General features: G+C 57.6%; 15 protein-coding genes. 7 read left to right on the top strand and 8 right to left on the bottom strand.

What is annotated here, in order from left to right:
* Window positions 1-46: 46 nt before the first annotated feature.
* Both ACIPIN_RS00490 and ACIPIN_RS00485 read left to right on the top strand, forming a co-directional pair.
* Window positions 47-574, top strand: a complete 528-nt coding sequence (locus tag ACIPIN_RS00490) for a hypothetical protein (RefSeq protein ID WP_401113799.1) — start codon at window positions 47-49, stop codon at window positions 572-574.
* A 1,214-nt stretch (window positions 575-1,788) separates the two neighbouring features.
* Window positions 1,789-2,424 (top strand): hypothetical protein, encoded by a 636-nt coding sequence (locus ACIPIN_RS00485; RefSeq protein WP_401113796.1) that lies wholly within the window; start codon window positions 1,789-1,791, stop codon window positions 2,422-2,424.
* Between the two features lie 679 nt (window positions 2,425-3,103).
* Here ACIPIN_RS00485 and ACIPIN_RS00480 read toward each other — a convergent pair.
* Together ACIPIN_RS00480 and ACIPIN_RS00475 are read right to left on the bottom strand one after the other, a co-directional pair.
* A complete protein-coding gene (locus ACIPIN_RS00480) occupies window positions 3,104-3,469 on the bottom strand; it encodes a nuclear transport factor 2 family protein (protein WP_401113793.1) in 366 nt (121 codons plus the stop codon).
* Window positions 3,470-3,505: 36 nt separating this feature from the next.
* A complete protein-coding gene (locus tag ACIPIN_RS00475; RefSeq protein WP_401113791.1) occupies window positions 3,506-4,138 on the bottom strand; it encodes a glutathione S-transferase family protein in 633 nt (210 codons plus the stop codon).
* A 193-nt stretch (window positions 4,139-4,331) separates the two neighbouring features.
* On the opposite strand from ACIPIN_RS00475, the gene ACIPIN_RS00470 reads away from it, so the two are divergent.
* The 3 genes from ACIPIN_RS00470 to ACIPIN_RS00460 all read left to right on the top strand — a co-directional run bounded on the left by ACIPIN_RS00470 (window position 4,332) and on the right by ACIPIN_RS00460 (window position 7,210).
* Window positions 4,332-5,285, top strand: coding sequence for a LysR substrate-binding domain-containing protein (locus ACIPIN_RS00470; protein ID WP_401113788.1), 954 nt, complete (start codon window positions 4,332-4,334; stop codon window positions 5,283-5,285).
* A 640-nt stretch (window positions 5,286-5,925) separates the two neighbouring features.
* Window positions 5,926-6,924, top strand: a complete 999-nt coding sequence (locus ACIPIN_RS00465) for an acyltransferase family protein (RefSeq protein ID WP_401113785.1) — start codon at window positions 5,926-5,928, stop codon at window positions 6,922-6,924.
* 94 nt (window positions 6,925-7,018) lie between these two features.
* A complete protein-coding gene (locus ACIPIN_RS00460; protein ID WP_401113783.1) occupies window positions 7,019-7,210 on the top strand; it encodes a hypothetical protein in 192 nt (63 codons plus the stop codon).
* Between the two features lie 47 nt (window positions 7,211-7,257).
* On the opposite strand, the gene ACIPIN_RS00455 is transcribed toward ACIPIN_RS00460, so the two are convergent.
* From ACIPIN_RS00455 to ACIPIN_RS00430, 6 genes are all read right to left on the bottom strand, one after another.
* A complete protein-coding gene (locus ACIPIN_RS00455; protein WP_401113780.1) occupies window positions 7,258-7,611 on the bottom strand; it encodes a DUF1428 domain-containing protein in 354 nt (117 codons plus the stop codon).
* Between the two features lie 153 nt (window positions 7,612-7,764).
* On the bottom strand, window positions 7,765-9,057 hold the full coding sequence (locus tag ACIPIN_RS00450; protein ID WP_401114682.1) for a sensor histidine kinase: 1,293 nt from the start codon (window positions 9,055-9,057) through the stop codon (window positions 7,765-7,767).
* A 26-nt stretch (window positions 9,058-9,083) separates the two neighbouring features.
* Window positions 9,084-12,161, bottom strand: a complete 3,078-nt coding sequence (locus ACIPIN_RS00445) for an efflux RND transporter permease subunit (protein ID WP_401113777.1) — start codon at window positions 12,159-12,161, stop codon at window positions 9,084-9,086.
* Complete coding sequence (locus ACIPIN_RS00440; protein WP_401113773.1) at window positions 12,158-13,351, bottom strand: efflux RND transporter periplasmic adaptor subunit; 1,194 nt, start codon at window positions 13,349-13,351, stop codon at window positions 12,158-12,160. The genes ACIPIN_RS00445 and ACIPIN_RS00440 overlap by 4 nt, the downstream gene beginning before the upstream one ends.
* A complete protein-coding gene (locus ACIPIN_RS00435; protein WP_401114679.1) occupies window positions 13,348-14,685 on the bottom strand; it encodes an efflux transporter outer membrane subunit in 1,338 nt (445 codons plus the stop codon). Before ACIPIN_RS00435 ends, ACIPIN_RS00440 begins: the two co-directional genes overlap by 4 nt.
* 167 nt (window positions 14,686-14,852) lie before the next feature.
* The gene (locus tag ACIPIN_RS00430; RefSeq protein ID WP_401113770.1) at window positions 14,853-15,542 is read right to left on the bottom strand and encodes a response regulator transcription factor; all 690 of its coding nucleotides are present in this window, start codon (window positions 15,540-15,542) and stop codon (window positions 14,853-14,855) included.
* Between the two features lie 118 nt (window positions 15,543-15,660).
* On the opposite strand from ACIPIN_RS00430, the gene ACIPIN_RS00425 reads away from it, so the two are divergent.
* Window positions 15,661-16,353 (top strand): response regulator transcription factor, encoded by a 693-nt coding sequence (locus tag ACIPIN_RS00425; protein ID WP_401113767.1) that lies wholly within the window; start codon window positions 15,661-15,663, stop codon window positions 16,351-16,353.
* Window positions 16,331-17,704 carry an ATP-binding protein gene (locus tag ACIPIN_RS00420; protein WP_401113764.1) on the top strand — a complete coding sequence of 458 codons (1,374 nt, stop codon included), beginning with the start codon at window positions 16,331-16,333 and terminating at the stop codon, window positions 17,702-17,704. Before ACIPIN_RS00425 ends, ACIPIN_RS00420 begins: the two co-directional genes overlap by 23 nt.
* Window positions 17,705-17,947: the final 243 nt, after the last annotated feature.

Below are 17,947 nucleotides of genomic sequence, written 5' to 3'. Positions count from 1 at the left end.
ACTCTATAGAGCTACAATCTATAGTGTTCATTTTTTAGAGAGCTTTATGTCTGCACTTCAGAATAATGCCCGTCAACCATCGACGACGAGTGGCGAGCACAGCCCTTCAACGATAGTACTTGTAGCCGTAGCTAACGTTGCTCAGCCGGAGGAGGGGGTAGGGATAGTCAAACGTTTCTCAGGCCAAGATCTGATTGATCTCTTTCATGAAATGGATCGTCCTGATTCAGATAAAGCTATCGTGGGTGTCCAGTTAGCTATTTCTCCTGAACTGAACGGCACTTCGCGATGGATCGCTGAAGCCGTCATTGATTTTGCGCGAGTTAAACTTTTCAGCGCAGATGCGCCAGGCGTGGATACATACGCGTACCGCCTGGCGTCAAATGCTGTTTTTAGAGACAGCGCCAAAGTCGAGCCATCAGATATCCTAGAGTGGCGATCCCTCTACGAAGTATCCAGTGCAGACGGCGGCGATGACCCTGAGTTGGTTGCCCACCAGACGTGGCTGTCGACCGTCATTACTCGTATGGTGAATGCGGTAAATCTTTCTGAGAAAGCAGTGGAGTCTCAGTAGTCGTTGCTCTCAATACTCCATGGCTGTCGTCACTGCACCACGTTCACTATGAAAACGACTCGATTACTCCCATCGATGTGCCAGAGGCCATGATGAAAGGAAGACGTAAAATCAAAGACCCTAAGTGGGCTTTGCAGGCGCAATTTGAAGGTGAAGCTAATCGCTTATTGGCAAATCGTTCAAAAAAAGCAGCACATCGATTTTTCGATGCGATTACACCACTTGTGATTGATCAGGAGCCCACCGGACGGTTGGCGGGAGGCTCACGCAGTCCTGCTGTCGGGTCCAACACTTAGTAAGTGTCCTGGTTCGGTATCGAGCCGCTCGATCCACAGCCCACCACGACCTTTCAGTTTGGTAATCAGTGGCGTTTTCCCTGTGGCGAGGGCAGGAAAGAGAGCTGTAGGAAATGGCGATACCTCATGAGATAGCGCTCGACGTACTCGCCTCTCACGCCGATCTTGGCAGAAGCCACAGATCTTTGGGCCATATGGTAAGTACATGAGGAGAGATCCTTTATCGTCTCAGCCGCCCGCCAGCTTGTGCTCACGTTTAGAAACGGTGCAACATCCGCCGAAAAAGGGTCGAGACTACACATTTTTCTTAACCAAGCTGGCCGCTCTAGAACAAGCACGTCAGTGATTTTTAGCTAGAGCTTTCTTCACATATTTTTTCACATATTTTCAGGATGTAGTCGGCATCGGAGCGCCGCAGATCCAGGATCGGTTTTCGATCCACAATCAGAGCCCAGAGCAGCAAGCAACGTGCGTTCTGAAGGATAAAGGATGGCTGGTTGTCGGCGTATGACGGCTGGCAACAGGATGGCGTTAGGTGCACGTCCAGACTGGCGCATCTCGAGTGATGCGACCTTGATTCGAAGTGAAAACGCGGGAAGTAAAATTCAGAATCAGTGGCGGTGCCACCAGTTTGGAGTTTTACGTACACTGAATTCTGAGAATTAGTTCGGTGCGCTAATGAACAACACTGAGTATAGTCAACCTGACACATCATTTAACATAATATACATTATGCGTACCTTCGTATCCTTACGTGGGGGGCTCGGGTGGTCAGATTTGAAGCCTGGCACTGCCTGAGTCCCGTTCTGCAGACTTCTAGTTGCGTTGCTCACGGCTGATCGCATCTAATCCGACTCCGGCATTTGATGGCTATTCAGTCGGATGGCGTTCGCATTCAGCAATCAAGGACGTAACGTGATGGACAGGAAGATTGTATCTCTGACAATTCTGCTCGCAGCGCTGACCGGCTGCTCCGATCCCAAAAAAGCCAACGAAGAAAACTTCGAAAAAGCTGCTCAGACTTATTTGGACACTCAGTACCCTCAGTGCTTCGTGGTCACTGAGTTCCCGACTGAAACCAAGGACTTTGACATTACCGGCAACAACAAGGCCCTGCATGCTCTGGCCCAGGTCGGCATCATCAAAGAAGTCGAATTGTCTCGCAAAGAGATTCCCAAGAGCCTCTGGCAAGAACAACGAACCGACATTCGTTACTCGTTCGATCTAACTGATGAAGGTCGCAAGTTCTACAAGAACAACGCGCAAAAACTCATGAACGGAACCACCGCAGGCGGCCTCTGTGTGGGTAAGGCTCAGGTTGTCAGTGTTGATCAATTTAGCGAGCCTGGCGATATGATGGGTCAGAAGATCTCTCGGGTGACTTACTCCTATAAGATCCATGATCTACCGGATTGGGCTCGTAACGAGACGGTCGTAGCTACCATTCGTGGCCTGGCACCAGTGGTTGCCAGCGAGAAGACTCCCATCAAGGAAACCCGAGCCATGATTCTGACCAACAACGGTTGGGTTCATGAGCGTCTTTTCGGTAAGTGATTGAGTTGCAGGGAACCTATTAGCTGTTCCCTGCTCTCTTTTTATATCTCGAAAAATTATAACTAAACTAAATAACCATTTAGTTTAGTTATAACCATCAGTTCTATTAACTCATCGGCATTACATGACTTGAGCGACCTCAACCGCTGGAACCAACGTCGGTGTAATGAAAAGAATCAGCTCCGATGCTCATATTTTGGCGAGTCTTCGTTCAGTACCCTGCTTGCCTTTGCGAAAAAACGGTTCGGGGTTTTCGCACGAGCCGAAACTCGGTCGACTCGCGCCACACCATTGAGGGTGTCCTGTATATGCTCGGCAAGTCGCTTGGCCAAAGGGCACAAGATATTTGTATATCGAGTAGTGTACTCAGCAAACAACTCTTGATCGGTCATTTCGTCTTCCTCAAGCGCTCATCGACAAGAAGACCTGTGGTGGTGAACGTGTGCTTGTCTCGGCTCTTTGTTTCCTTCAAACACTCTTGGAACTTTTCGACCGAGACAGCGGCTACCCGATAATCCTTTTCTTAAATCGAAAAAGATTAAAGCTCGTCGCAATGCCAGAGACGCGGAAGGCGATGTAAGCATCAGCAGCGGACAACGCCCCCACCCTCTTCCGCTTTCATGGAGGAAGTACTCTCGCTCGCCGTCCCGGTGGAGCCAAGCAAGAGCACTCGGTTGTTTCAGGTGGGATCGGTATCGAGAAATACATAGAGCGCAGCTATCTTCCCATCGCGAACGATGATCACATCCCAACCCGTGTAATCGGGTGACTCACCGCGCGGACCAGAGCCCCGCGCCAGGCGACCGGCATTGTGGAGCGCCTGCGGCTTACTGTGCGGGGTGTACACGAAGTGTGGGTGCATCGCGCGAAGATCTCCGGCAAATTTATCAAGTGCGTCGTACCCGACGAACACGCCCGGAGGCACATAGATCATGCAATCCTCTGTATACAGCTCCATGATGGCTTCACGACGACGGGAGGCATCGCCTTCACCGAAGACCTCCTGAAGATTGCGAAGCAGCAGTTCATTGATGCGAGTACTCATGATTCTTCTCCTTAGTCATTGACTGTTGACCCGACTCTATTGAGCAAGCGCCAAAGTCTTGTTGATGGCCGTAACGACTGCGGGTCGCTCCGAGACGTCTTCGTACCAGCGAGTCACGAACGGGAACTTGGCGAGAGAGGCGCCGATTGCCTGGTGACGCCACACCCACCCGAAATGTGCGATATCGGCAATGCTGTACGTCTCGCCAGCAACATAAGGACGCTGCTCAAGATTGTGCTCAAGCACCCCCAGAACTCGATCGACTTCCGATAAAGCACGCGCTTGGGCTTCAGCTTGCGGGGACGACTGCAGGTTGACCAAGAACGCCTGCAAGAACGCGGGACTCAGGCCGGACGCGTGGAAGAAGAGTTGTTCGAATACCTTGCCGCGATGAATGCCATCCTTCGCAAGCAATTGCCCGGTTTTCTCTGCGAGGTAAACCAGGATGGCGGCGGACTCGCCGAGCACTAAATCGTCGACGCCTGACTCGGAGGAACGGTCAATAAGAACAGGCACTTTGGCGTTGGGATTCAAGGCTCGGAAGGCTTCGCTCTTCTGTTCCCCCTGACGCAAATTGACGGGGACGAGCCGATAGTCCAGCCCCAACTCCTCCAGCGCAATGGAGACCTTGAGGCTGTTGGGCGTGGCAAATGCAAACACTTCAAGCATGGTCATATCCTCTTTCATTTAACTGACGAACCAGCCGCACAGCCCAGTCGTCAGACTTGGGCCGGCCCTCCATCGACGAAGAGCTCCGTACCGCGATGCAAGCTGCGTCGGAGGAAGTTGGGTGAGACAAATCTATGACCGTGCGCTATTTTTCTAAATAGAAATGAATGAAAACCATCGTTGCAGGAATGCTATGTCCAAGCTGCCAGATTTCGAAGGGCTCGCGATGTTCGGGAAGGTCGCCGAAGAAGGTTCATTTGCGGCGGCGGCGGCAGCCATGGGTGTCTCGGTGGCTACGGTCTCGCGGGCCGTTACCCGCCTTGAAGAGCGGTTGGGAGGTCGATTGTTCAACCGTACCTCCCGACGACTTGCGCTTACGGACTATGGCCGCTCGCTCGCCGATCGAGCGGCAAAAATCTACGCGGAGGCCGAGGAGGCTGAAGATTTCGCACGTGAGACATCGAGTCGACCACGTGGTCTCGTAAAGCTCGCAGTGCCGCTCTCCTTTGGCGCGCGCTGGGTCGCCCCGTTGCTGCCCGAGTTCTTTCGAACCTATCCGGACATTTCCATCGATCTTCATTCTGCGGACGCGCAAGCTGACTTGATTGGCGAGGGCTTTGACGCCGCCCTGCGCATCGCTGTCATGGAAGATTCGTCACTCGTCGCACGCCTCATTGCACCCGTGCGCCGGTTCGTGGTGGCGTCCCCTGACTATCTGTCTCGCTACGGTCGCCCCCAGCACCCGAACGAGCTGGGGGCTCACCAGTGCCTGAGTTACATCAACAGGAATAGACGTGACGTCTGGCGCTTTACTCACACAAAGAGCGCAGAGGAATGCACTGTCGTGCCCGTCGGCGGGTTGCGGGCAACGAGCGTGGAGGCATTGTTACCCACCGTCCTTGCCGGACAGGCCATCACGGAGATCCCCGAGTTCATCGCAGCACAGTATTTGCGCGACAAGCAGCTTGAGCCGCTGTTGACCGATTGGCGCTTGCCTGAAGGGGGGCTTTATTTCGTAACCCCCACGGCTCGTGCACGGCCAGCGAAGGTAAGCGCCTTGGCCGATTTCTTTACCTCCAGACTCGCCGCCGCGCAATGGAGAGTCGAGACAGTCCAGGACCAGAAGCCACCAAGCCGGCGCAATTGAGGCTCGCTGGGTTGGCGAAGCCTGCGATTTGTTGATCTCACCCGCGTTATCTGCTTCTGGTACCGGCAACCGCTGCCCAGGTCGAGGCATTAACAGACGAACAACAAAAAGCCCGCGCATGGCGGGCTTTCTGTTTGATGGGGTCAAATCCTTTTGTCAGCTCAATCTGCGCTCCCGTATGTGAGCGATTCGTGAAAAGTATGTCGCAGGATTGAGAAGACGACAGACCGCATCGAACACGCTATTTAACTGAATCCGAAACGGGCTCTGGCAACCGCCGCCCGAGCACATCCAGCAAATCACAGCCATCGCGTAGCGGAATCGCACACAGCAAGGCGAAATCGTTGAGGATGACCGAATCGGCTGTCGACGCTTACGCGTCTCTCATAGTTTCGCCCAGAAATTTCACCGTCTGACCGATGAGATTGACGCCTTTGCCGTACAGGATTTTCTTCAACTCCCCGCATTGCTCACACCACATAACCGGTGTTGCCACAGGCTGCAATCTTGGCGGCGGCTGAGACACCATGAAGATAAAAAGATCGCAGGCTTCGCCAGCGCCTACAGAAAAGGTCTGTTCGCCGAGGGTAAAGCAACGTACTTTACGCCCCCTGATAACAAGGGCGTTCCGGGGGTGTGAGTGGGATCTTATCGACTGTTGCTGGCCATCCTGGTGGCCATTTCTCATATGGGCAAAACCGTTGCGGGGCTGAACCCCGGTGTGATTGCGGTGATTTCATTCTTGATCATCAGCGGCTTTGTAATGACCTCGCTCATCGAGAGGAACTACAACACGCCTGAGAAGATCCGCCTGTTTTATGTGGACCGGGCCTTGAGGCTTTACCCGCAGTTTCTTTTGTACTTTGTCGCCTCATGCGCGGTGATCTATTTCCTGTTGCCAGGCACTCCCCAAGCGGCAGCGCTGACCGCAAAAAACATCGTTACAAGCCTTCCGATCGTCCCGCTGGGGTTCTACATGTACGGCATCACCGTGCCCGAGATCCTGCCACCTGCCTGGTCGCTGGGGCTCGAAATGTGCTTTTATCTGGTGATTCCGTTCCTGATAATCTTCAAGGGCCGAGACCTCGCGTTTGCCCTTTCCGTCACGGTATTTGTGGCCGCGTGCTTCGGAGCGATCAACACCGATGTGTACGGCTATCGGCTGCTGCCGGGCGTCCTGTTCATCTTCCTGTGCGGCAGCTACATGTACAAGGCGCAGGCTAAGGGACGGGTGATCGCCGCTGGCACTGCTCTTGTCGCCGTGCTTCTGTTTCTGGCAATCATGACGGGGGTCGTCCTGCGCTTGCCCTTCAATGCCGAAGTGACCGCCGGCATAGCCCTGGGCATTCCGGCTGTGTTCCTGCTGACCAAGCTCAAGTTCCACCGCGTTGACGAGTTCTTTGGCAATATCAGCTACGGTGTGTTTCTGAATCACTTCGTCGTGATGTACTTCCTCCGTGCCTTCTGGCCTGTTGAATACGGCGCACACATCGTCACGGCGGTTTTGGTGATGTCATTTGTATTGAGCGGCGTCTCGTACTACTACGTCGAACGGCCAGCTCTCAGGCTTCGTCACGCGCTTCGGGCTGGCGTCGGTTATAAGGCGGGGCAAGCACAGGGTAGCGAAAACGCTGCTTAATGCGAGAGGTGATCTGCTCCCTCGCCCAACGCAATCTGGCACCCCGGGCCATCCACGTTATAGTTGAAGCGACCCAAACCATGTGGAGGGAGGTATGCGCCAGATTGTCAGCAAAGAGCCATGGTGGGCTGCGCCGCCCAAACCTGGGCAGGATGAGTCTGAACTGGAGTGGGGTTGGCTGGTCACGTACAACGAGGGCGAACCGCGCTTTGAGTTTGTCAAAGAGCGGCCGACGGATAACGAGATCCGCAATCGCAAGAGCTGCAGGATCACCGTTCAGGAATAGGAACGGGGCTGCGTCGTTGCTCGCCCCCCCCCCGGCTCACGCGAACCTCACACGTTCACGATCATCTCGAAGCCGCCGAAGATCATCCGCTGACCATCGAAGGGCATTGAGTTGCCCTCCGAACGGACTCGCGGGTCGTCCATGAACTTTTGCATGCCGGCATCGCGTGTTTTGCGATCCGGCCAGATGATCCACGAGAAAACCACGGTCTCGCCTTCCTTGAGTTTCACCGCCATCGGGAACGAGGTCACCTTGCCTTCGGGCACGTCGTCCCCCCAGCATTCGGTGACGCTCAATGCGCCGTTCTCTTTGAAAATGGCGGCCATGAACTCGGCGTGGTGCTTGAATTTATCGCGGTTGGTGGTGGGTACAGCGGCAACAAAGCCATCGACATAAGACATGATCACTCTCCTCGTTGAAATGCGTCATTGAATTACCGATTAGTCGATCCACTGAAGCTCAAATCGACAGGCCTGTCAGGTAAACCGACCAACGGACATAAATTGAAATGCGGTGCATGGCTATCCCGTAGCAACTGTCCTGCACCGCATCCGTCAGAGCAGGACTTGCTCCTGACGCTCTGTCAGGTCCACGGCGAAATGGCAGCCGTGGGGTTCGCAGGTGGTGAGTTCCACTCGCCAGCTCTGATTGGTGCAGATCCGCTGAACCAGCGACAGCCCCAGGCCCAGCCCTTCGCCCCGGTGTTCGTCGCCCCTGACAAAGGGTTGGAACATCGCATGGCGTTTTTCTTCCGGGATGCCGATCCCGCTGTCTTCCACGCTGAAGCCATGATCACGCAGGGTCAGGCGAATGAAGCCGTGATCAGTGTAGTGCCAGGCATTGCGCAGCAGGTTGCCCATTACCGATTGCAGGAACGTCAGGTTGTAGTAAATGTTTGAGGCTTGCTCGTTGACGTAGATGAACTCCAGGCCTTTCTCCCGGATCAGCCTGCCCCATATCTCCGCCAGAGCATCGGCGACCTCTTTCAACGACGCGCTGGCACCATTGCCGGAGTCGTTGTCCCGGTCACGCGCCAGCATCAGGAACGTATCGACCAGTTGCCGCATTTCATCGCTGGCCCTGGCAATGCGGCTGACCTGAGCCATGGAGCGCTGATCCAGGGCACGATTGCTCAGCAACAGCTCACACGAACTGGCGAGCACCATCAACGGGGTCCGTAACTCGTGGCTCACATCGCTGGTAAAGAGTTTTTCCCGGCCCAGTGCATCACGCAGTCGACCCAGGGTTTGATCAAAGGAAACCGCCAGTTCGCCGACCTCGTCGACGGCGTACTCGGGTGCCAGCGGTGGTGCGAGTTCCAGTAACTGGTCGCGGTGACGCACCTGGCGCGCCAGACGGATCACCGGCGCCATGACGCGTCGGGCCAGCAGCCAACCCAGCAGAACTGCCAGCAGGATGCTCAACACGAAACCGACAATCACTACCGCGTACAACACCCGTTCACGTTGTTCGTGGCTTCGCTGATCTTTCATCAGGATGTATTGGCGACCGTCGACCACCCGCACCATGGCGTAGTAGTCCTCGCCGTCAAAGACAAGTTCCTGAAAGCCCGGGTGCAGCGCCTTGAGCTGCTCGTCCGGGGCCATTTCGCCCAGCCCGCCCTCAAAGAAAAAAAGCTCGTCTTTCTCCGGTCGGTGGGTCCAGTCATCGGTATTGTCCATCAGCAGCAAACGTTGCAGCCCACCGCCCAGACTGGTAGTGGTGAGCTTTCCTTCAACGACGTGCACGGTCACGACAATGCCGACCGCAAAGACTCCCGCGACAAACGCAGTCATCAGTGCGAAAACAATCACAATCCTTTTCGTCAGGCTCTGTTTGGAGTCCATGTTTTTCCAGTGTTCGAATGCCGGTTTCACACCTTGATGTCCTGCGCGACGAGTTTTTGACTGCGCCGCCGACGCTCAAACCAAAGGTAGACGACCGGTGTGGTGTACAAAGTCAGGATCTGCGATACCGCCAGGCCACCGACGATGGCGATGCCCAGTGGTTGGCGAAGCTCCGAGCCGGCACCGTGGCCGAACGCCAGGGGCACCGCACCGAGCAACGCTGCCAGTGACGTCATCAGGATTGGCCGCAGCCGCAACAGGCACCCTTCGCGCACGGCGTCTCTGGCGGACAGGCCACGTTGCTGGGCCGACAGCGTGAAGTCAACGATCATGATCGCGTTCTTCTTGACGATACCGATCAGCAAAATAATGCCGATCATCCCAAGTACCGACAGGTCCTGTCCACACAGCATCAGTGCCAGCAGTGCGCCGAACCCGGCGGACGGCAGGGTCGAGATGATCGTCAATGGGTGAATCGCATTCTCGTAGAGCACGCCGAGCACGATGTAGACGGTCAGAATCGCCGCCAGAATCAGCCAGGGCTGGGATTTGAGCGAGTCCTGGAACGCCTGGGCGGTGCCCTGAAAACTGCCGACAACAGAGTCAGGCATCGCCACTGCCAGGGACGCTTGGTTGATGGCGCTAACCGCATCGCTCAGGGCTTGGCCGGGCGCCAGGTCAAACGACAGGGTAATGGCCGGAAACACCCCTTGGTGGTTGATGATGATCGGCACCTGCTCGGTCTTGATGCTCGCCAACAGATTCAGTGGCACCAGGGTTCCGGAGCTTGCGCGAACGTACAAATGCTCCAGCGTGGCGGTGGACGTCTGCCAGTGCGGGTCCAGTTCGAGAATCACATGGTTCTGGTCGAGTTGGGTGAACATCGTCGCAACCTGACGCTGCCCGAAGGCGTCGTACAGCACGTCGTCGATGGACTGCACCGTCACGCCCAGACGCGCCGCCGTGGCACGGTCGATCACCAGCGTCGCCTGTGGAATCGCCTGCTGCTGGTCAGAGGTCACGTGTTGCAGTTGCGGCAAGGTCTTGAGTTTTTCCAGCAACACCCCGCTCCAGTGATCCAGCTCTGCGCTGTCCGGGTCCTGAAGGGTGTACTGATACTGGGTTTTACTGGCGCGGCCACCGATCTGGATGTCCTGGTTAGCCTGCAGGTAGACCTTGACCCCGGACAGCTGATCGAGGGCCGGCTGCAAGCGGCTGATCACCTCGCGGGCACTGTCGGTGCGCTCGCTGAACGGCTTGAGGTTGATCATCACCTTGCCCTGGCTGACCGTCGGGTTCGGGCCGATCCAGAAATACACCTTGGCCACCGCCGGGTCATGACCAACGACTTCGGCGACACGGTTGACCTGTTCACGCATGGCCATCGGCGAGATATCGGCAGCGGCTTCGGCCACGCCCTGGATCAGGCCGTTATCCTGCTGCGGGAAGAAGCCCTTGGGAATACTCACGTACAACACCGCTGTCGCCAGCAATGTGGCCAGTGCCACGCCGAGGGTCAGACGCTGATGGTCAAGGACCCAGTCGAGGCTGCGGCGATAGCCGTTGTGCAAGCCAGTGAACGCCCGCTCGCAGGCCTGGGCGAAACGCCCCTCCTCGCTCTCGGCATGGGGTTTGAGCAGCCAGGCACAGAGCATCGGGGTGATGGTCAGCGAGACGATGCACGACATGATGATCGCCACGCTGACCGTGACCGCGAATTCGCGCATCAGGCGCCCGACGATCCCTGACATCAACAGGATCGGCAAAAACACCGCGATCAGCGACACCGTCATCGAGACAATGGTGAACGCCACTTCGCGCAAGCCATCGACCGCCGATTGCAGGCGTGACTTGCCCATTTCCAGATGGCGCACGATGTTTTCCATCACCACGATGGCATCGTCCACCACAAAGCCGACGGCAATGGCCAGGCCCATGATCGACAGGTTGTCGAGGCTGTAGCCCAGCAAATACATGACGCCGAAAGTTGACACCAGCGACAGCGGAATGGTCAGGCTGGGGATCAGGGTGGCAGTGGCCTTGCGCAGAAACACGAAGATCACCACGACCACCAGGGCAATCGACAGCAGCAAGGTGAACTGCATGTCGTTGACCGAGGCTTCGATGGTCTGGGTGCGGTCGCCCACCACCTGGACCTGCACATCACGCGGCAATGACGCGGTCAGTTCGGGCAGCTTCGCCTTGATCGTGGCGATGGTCGACAGCAGGTTGAAACCCGGTTGTTTGTGAATGTCGACGATCACCGTCGGCTCACCGCCCAACTGTGCGGCTTGCTGGGTATCTTCGGCACCGGCGATCACCCGGCCGAGGTCGCCGAGTTTGATCGGCATGCCGTTTTTATAGGCGATCACCTGATCCCGATAATGCTGCGGGTCGAGCATCTGGTCGGTCGCGCCGAGCGTGACGGAACGGGTCTGCCCGTCAAGGGTGCCCTTGGGCTGATCCACGGTACTGACGCCAATCACGCTGCGCACGTCTTCCAGGCTCAGGCCACGTGCGGCCAGCGCATCCGGGTCGATCTGAATACGCACCGCCGGTTTTTGTTCACCATGGAAATCCACCAGTCCCACGCCGGGCATCTGCGACAAACGTTGGGCAATGTAGTTGTCCGCGTAACGGTCGAGTTCCGGCAGCGTGCGCGTCGGCGACGTCACGGCCAGCGACAACACCGTACCTTCCGCCGGGTTGACCTTGTTGAAGGTCGGCGTGCTGGTCATGGTTTTCGGCAAGTTCGGAGTCGCGGTGTTGATCGCGGTCTGCACATCCTGGGCGGCACCGTCGATGTTCCGTGACAGGTCGAACTGCAACACAACCTGGGTCTTGCCGGCCGCGCTCGATGAGGTCATCGAGGTGACTTGCGGAACAGCGGCAAAGGCTCTTTCGAGTGGCGTCGCCACTGATGAAGCCATGGTCTCGGCGCTGGCTCCGGAGAGTTTGGCGGTGACCTGGATGGTAGGAAAATCAACGGTGGGCAGTGGTGCCACCGGCAATTGGAAGTAAGCGAAAGCGCCCAGCAGCATGACCCCAAGCGCCAACAGGCTCAGGCCGACGCGTCGTTGAATCAGTCCGGCGAGTCCGTTCATCGTGCACTCTCCACCGGTGTGGCAGCAGCCAGCGCGGCGGCTTCGTCAGCCTTGATCGGCGCGACTTTGACGCCCGGCGCGATGCGTGACTGGCCTTGGACCACGACCGTTTCTCCGGCAGCCAGTCCCTGACGAATCCATTGTTTGCCATCGACCACAGCGGCTGCATCGACCTGACGTGTCTGCACTCGTTGATCGGAGCCGACTACATAGACAAAGTTACCTTGACGGCCGAACTGCACGGCGTTGACTGGCACTACCGTGACATCCTGACGAGTGTTGACCAACAAGCGTGCGCTGACCAGTTCGCCAGGCCACAGCTGACTGGCACTGTTGTCGAACTCGGCCTTCAACTGGATCTGACCGCTGGCCGCGGCGACCTGGCTGTCGATGAAGCTCAGACGGCCGCGAGCGATTTCCTGATTGCCATCGCGGGTCATGGCGACCACTTGCAAGGCCCCCTTAGCGTTTTCTTCAAGTATCTGTGGGAGTTCATCCTGCGAGACAGCGAAAGCCACCGAAATCGGGTTCATCTGGGTAATCGTCACCAGACCCGTGGCTTCCGCGCCATGGGCGATGGCGCCGACATCCAGCAAGCGCTGGCCGGTGCGCCCGGTCAGCGGCGCTTTGACCTGAGTGAACTCCAGTTGCAGGCGCGCGTTATCCAGTGCCGCCTGGTCAGCCTGAACCGTGGCCTGTTGCGCTGCCAGTTCGGCGCGATAGGTATCGACATCCTGGGTCGGCCCGGCCTTGGCGGCCGCCAGTTTGCTGGCCCGGTCCAGATTGACCCGCAGGTTGGCCAGCTGTGCCTGATCCTTGGCCACCAGGGCTTGTGCCTGAGCCACTTGCGCCTGATAAACCCGAGGATCGATCACCGCCAGCAGACTGCCGGCGTTCACCGTCTGGCCTTCCTTGAACAGGACTTTCTGCAACTCGCCATCCACCCGAACCCGCACATTGACGCTGTTGAGCGGCTGGACGTTGCCGATTGCACTGAGCCAGATCGGCAGGTCCTGTTGGCTGACTTGCGTCAGTTGCACCGGCACGGCCGTGGCTTCGGCCTTGGTGGGCGCAGCCTGGGCCCGTTTGATCCACTGAAAACCACCGAAACCGGCGCCCAACAGGAGGATCAGCAGCGCCCAGGAAAGTGCTCGATGGCGAGGGTTCGCAACGCGTGGCTTAGCATTCATGGGTGAGACGCCTGGGAAGGAGAAAGGGAAGCGAGGGTGTCGGGCGTGAAGTCACCGCCCAGCGCCCGAAACAAACCGACGGAGGCTTGCAAGTGTTGCAAGCGCACCTGCAACAGCGTGTCTTCAGCCTGATACTGGGTGCGCTCGACGATCAGCAAGGTCTGAAAGTCGGTGGAGCCCAGCCGATAACGAACCTGCGCCAGCCTGGCGGCCTCGCGGGCGGAGTCCACCGCGGCCTGATTCAGGGCATAGCTTTTATCCAGTTCGCGGGTGGCGCTCAGTTGGGTTTCGACGTCTTGCAGCGCCTCGATCACCGATTCGCGGTAACTGGCGGTCAGTTCCTGCGCGTGGGCCTGATCAACGTGCAGCTGGCCGCTGAGCTGACCACCGGTGAACACCGGTTGGGCCAATGTGCCGATGACGCTCCAGATACTGCCGCCTGCAATAGTGTCGATGCCGCCGAGCAGGTCCAGCGACAGGTTCGGCAAGAACGCCGCACGGGCAACCCCAACATCGAAGTTGGCCGAGACCAGTCGCGCTTCAGCCGCTTGCACGTCGGGTCGCTGACGCAGCAGGCCGATCGGCAGGCCAGCGGACGGACGTGGGACCTGCAAATCGTCAAGACCAGAGCTTTGCAGGTGGAAACCTTGCGGCGTCTCGCCCACCAGTACCGCCAATTGGTAAAGCGCCAGATCGCGCTGCTGACGCAAAGGTGGCATCGCGGCCTGGAAGGTTTGCAGGGCGTTGCGTTGCTGCGCCACTTCAAGATTGGACACGGCGCCTTGGCTGGCCTGGACTTCGACCAGATCGAGTACCTGCTTGGCGTCGTCGGCGATCGACTGGGCCAGGCGCAGCCGTTCTTCCAGTGACAAGACCTGGAAGTAGCTGTCGGCAATGCTCGCCCCCAGGCTCATGCGCAGAGTTTGCGCATCGAACACACTGGCATTGGCCAACGCATCGGCGGAATCGGCGGCGGCGCGCTGTTTGCCCCAGAAGTCCAGCTCGTAGGTCGCTTGAGCGAACACGCTGCTTTTCTTGGTGGTGCCGTAGTTGTTCTGACGCTGGACATTGCCGCCCAATGCCAGCGTCGGGTATTGACCTGCGCCGACGACCTGAGCCGAAGCCCGTGCTTCTTCAATGCGGCTGGCCGCGGCTTTAAGGGTGTAATTGGCCGAGAGGCCGCGGGCGATCAGGTTATTCAGTTCAGCGCTGTGGAATTCGCTCCACCACTGCCCTCCTCGTGCGGCGGACGTTTGCTCGGCGCCATTCCAGTTTGCCGCCAGCGGCAACTCCGGTTGATGGTAAGCGGGCACCATCGAGCAGCCACCGAGCATTAATATGCCCAGCAGCACCGATATTGATAAAAAGTTACGCCTCGGTGAGGTTGCAACTGGCATTGGCACGCGATCTCCGGCTGAAACGTTTGTGGAGCAAGTCCACGAATCAGCCGAAGATAGCCAACAGCGCCTAGCAGAGCGTTCGCCTGTAGGTAAACTTTTGTTTAATCAGGCTCGGGGCCGGCCTGAAAGCTGTAACCCGCGCCCGGAATGGTCTTGATCAACGAATACTCGAATCCTTCATCAAGTTTGCGCCGCAGACGATGGATATGTTTGTCGATGACATTGTCATTCGGATCGAAAGCATAATCCCAGGCACTGTCGAGCAGCATGTCGCGGGTCACCACCTGGCCACTGTGGCGCATGAGTTTCTCCAGCAGCAACGCTTCACGCTGTTGCAAGACAATGCTGCGGCCCTGACGCACCGCCGTACGCGTCGCGCAGTCGAGTTCGAGCTCGCCGACTTCCAGCTTGCGCCCGGTGGCGCTTGGTTGATCGGCGCCGCGCAGCAAGGCCTCGAGTCGCGCCAGCACCTCGGCGAAGGCATAGGGTTTGGCCAGGTAATCGTCGCAACCGGCTTGCAAGCCTTCGACCTTTTGCGCGGTGGTGGACTGAGCACTGAGCATCAACACCGGAATACGCAAGCCGCGACTGCGTATTGCCCGCACCAGCGCGATGCCGTCGAGCCCCGGCAAGCGTCGGTCGACAATCAACGCGTCATGAATACCTTCCAGGGCCATGGCCAGGCCATCGTTGCCTTCTTCGGCGACATCCACCACGTGCCCGCTTTCCGTCAGCCCACGCAACAGGTAGGTCGCGGTCTGGGCATCGTCTTCAACGACTAGAATGCGCAAGGAGCTTCCTCTCTTAACAAAAACTAAACTTTTATTTATCTGGCGGCGACGTTGGCGTCTGCCTGGATTTGACACACTATGCCATCTCTCACTCGTTCAAGTGGCCGGTTCAACTCCCATGACCCACGTTCTGGTCGTCGAAGACGACAACTCCACCGCTCGCGAAATTGAAGCAGCCCTGCAGGACCACGGCTTTACCGTCACCTGCGTGAACAACGGCCGTGACGGTTTGCTCAAAGCCCTCAGCGAGCCCTTCGACCTGATCGTACTCGACCGGATGCTGCCGGGCGGCATCGATGGGCTGGGTGTATTGACCGCCTTGCGAGCGGCGAGTGTGAGCACGCCGGTGTTGATCCTCAGTGCCCTGAGCGCACTCGATGAGCGTGTTCGAGGCTTGCGCGCCGGTGGCGACGATTACCTGACCAAGCCTTTCGAATTCATTGAGCTTACCGCTCGGCTGGACGCCTTGAGCCGTCGCCGTGCCGAACCCACCACCCGCGAGCCGGACAATCAGCTGCGCGTCGGCAACCTGCACGTCGACCTGTTACGGCGCAGTGTGCGCCGTGGCGATCGAACCATAGACCTGGTTCCGCGTGAATACGCGCTGCTGGAGCACCTGATGCGCAACGCCGAACAGGTGGTCACGCGCACTATGTTGTTTGAGGCCGTATGGAATTACAGCTATGACGAGCGCACCAATGTCATCGAAGTGCATATCGGTCGCCTACGTCGCAAGATCGACGCCGAAGGCGAAGCGCAGATGATCCACACCATTCGGGGGGCCGGTTATGTTCTCCGTTCACCTGAGTGAGATTCCGCGCACCATCAGCTTTCGCACGGGCCTGATGTTTCTGGGACTGTTCGGTTGCTCGTTTTTGGCGCTGTTTGGTTACATCTACTGGCAGACCGCGTTTTACCTGAAGACCGAGGCCGACACCGCGCTCTATCGTCAGGTAGAGAGTCGCAGCCAGCAATCTCCGCAGCTGCGTGAAGAGGAAATCCGCAAACACGCCAGTTCGGATATCGAAGGCCGCCTGCCCCATTCCTTGTTTGATGAAAATGACCGGTTCATTGCTGGCGCCATCCATCAACTGCCGGCGTTCAGCGAATACGATCAGCCCACCGAATTCGACTGGGAGAAAACCAACGACCACTATCGCCCGGTGCGGTTTATCGCCCATCGCCTGGAAGACGGCAAAACGCTGCTGGTCGCCCAGGACATGCACGATATCCGCGAGTTCGACGAACTTTTGGTCCATGCACTGATTTCCGGTGGGGTCCTGCTGCTGGTGGTCGGCCTGTTAGGCGCGATTGGACTGGGCTACTCGGCGCGGCGCCGGCTCGACAAATTGAGCAACTCGATCAAAGGCATTATCGAGGGTGACTTGAGTGGCCGCTTACCAACGCTGGGCAACAACGATGACATCGACCGCCTTGCCCACGTCGTCAACAGCATGCTGGATGAGCTGGAACGCTTGATGAGCGAGGTCAAGGGTGTCTGCGACGACATTGCCCACGATCTTCGCACGCCCTTGACCCGGCTGATCGCGGGCCTTGAGCGCGCGCAGCGTCGAGGTCTGCGCGAGGACGAATATGCCGCCAGCATTGACTCGGCTCTGGCCGAGGCCAAGGGCTTGTTGATGACGTTCCGTGCCTTGCTGCGCATATCGGAGATTGAGGACAGTGCGCGACGCAGCCACTTTGCACCGGTCGATCTGAACCTGATTGGCGCCGATGCCGCCGAACTCTATGAGCCGTTGGCCGAGGAGCGCGGCATCAGCCTGGCGTTCCATGCCAGCACGGAGTCAGCGCTGATCGCCGGTGATGCCCAATTGCTGTTCGATGCGTGCTGCAATCTGTTGGATAACGCGATCAAGTTCTCTCCTGACCATAGCAGCGTCAGTCTCAGGGTTATTGCTGATGGAGCAGGCGTCGGTATTCAGGTAACCGACAATGGTCCGGGCATTCCGGAAGCCGAGCGCGAGGCGGTATTTCGCCGGCTCTACCGTTCAGAGCTGAGTCGTCACACCCCCGGCAACGGATTGGGCTTGAGCATGGTCTCGGCGGTGGCGCGGTTACACGACATGAAACTGGCGGTTTACGACGCCGGCCCGGGTTGCAGAATAGATCTGCTGGGGAAACCGCCCCACGAAGCGACTTGAAACCATTGCGCCTGAGCGGGCACTTGCCGCCTCCCCGGCAACCACACTCACGGTTCCGGCGAGGCGGCTCCCATGGTTGGTAATGCACTTAAAATCAACTAATTAGCCTTCATTAAGGGAAGGTTAAGAATTCCCGCAAAATTTTCACATTCGTTTCACTTATCCCCCACCTGCCTGCCCCTAAATTATGCCGGCATAAATCGACCTTCAATGCTCGCGTTTTTTATGTACTGACTAAGCTGC

This window comes from Pseudomonas sp. NPDC087697 (assembly GCF_044743155.1).
Lineage (GTDB): Bacteria > Pseudomonadota > Gammaproteobacteria > Pseudomonadales > Pseudomonadaceae > Aquipseudomonas.
This window is presented reverse-complemented; position numbering and strand designations above follow the sequence as displayed.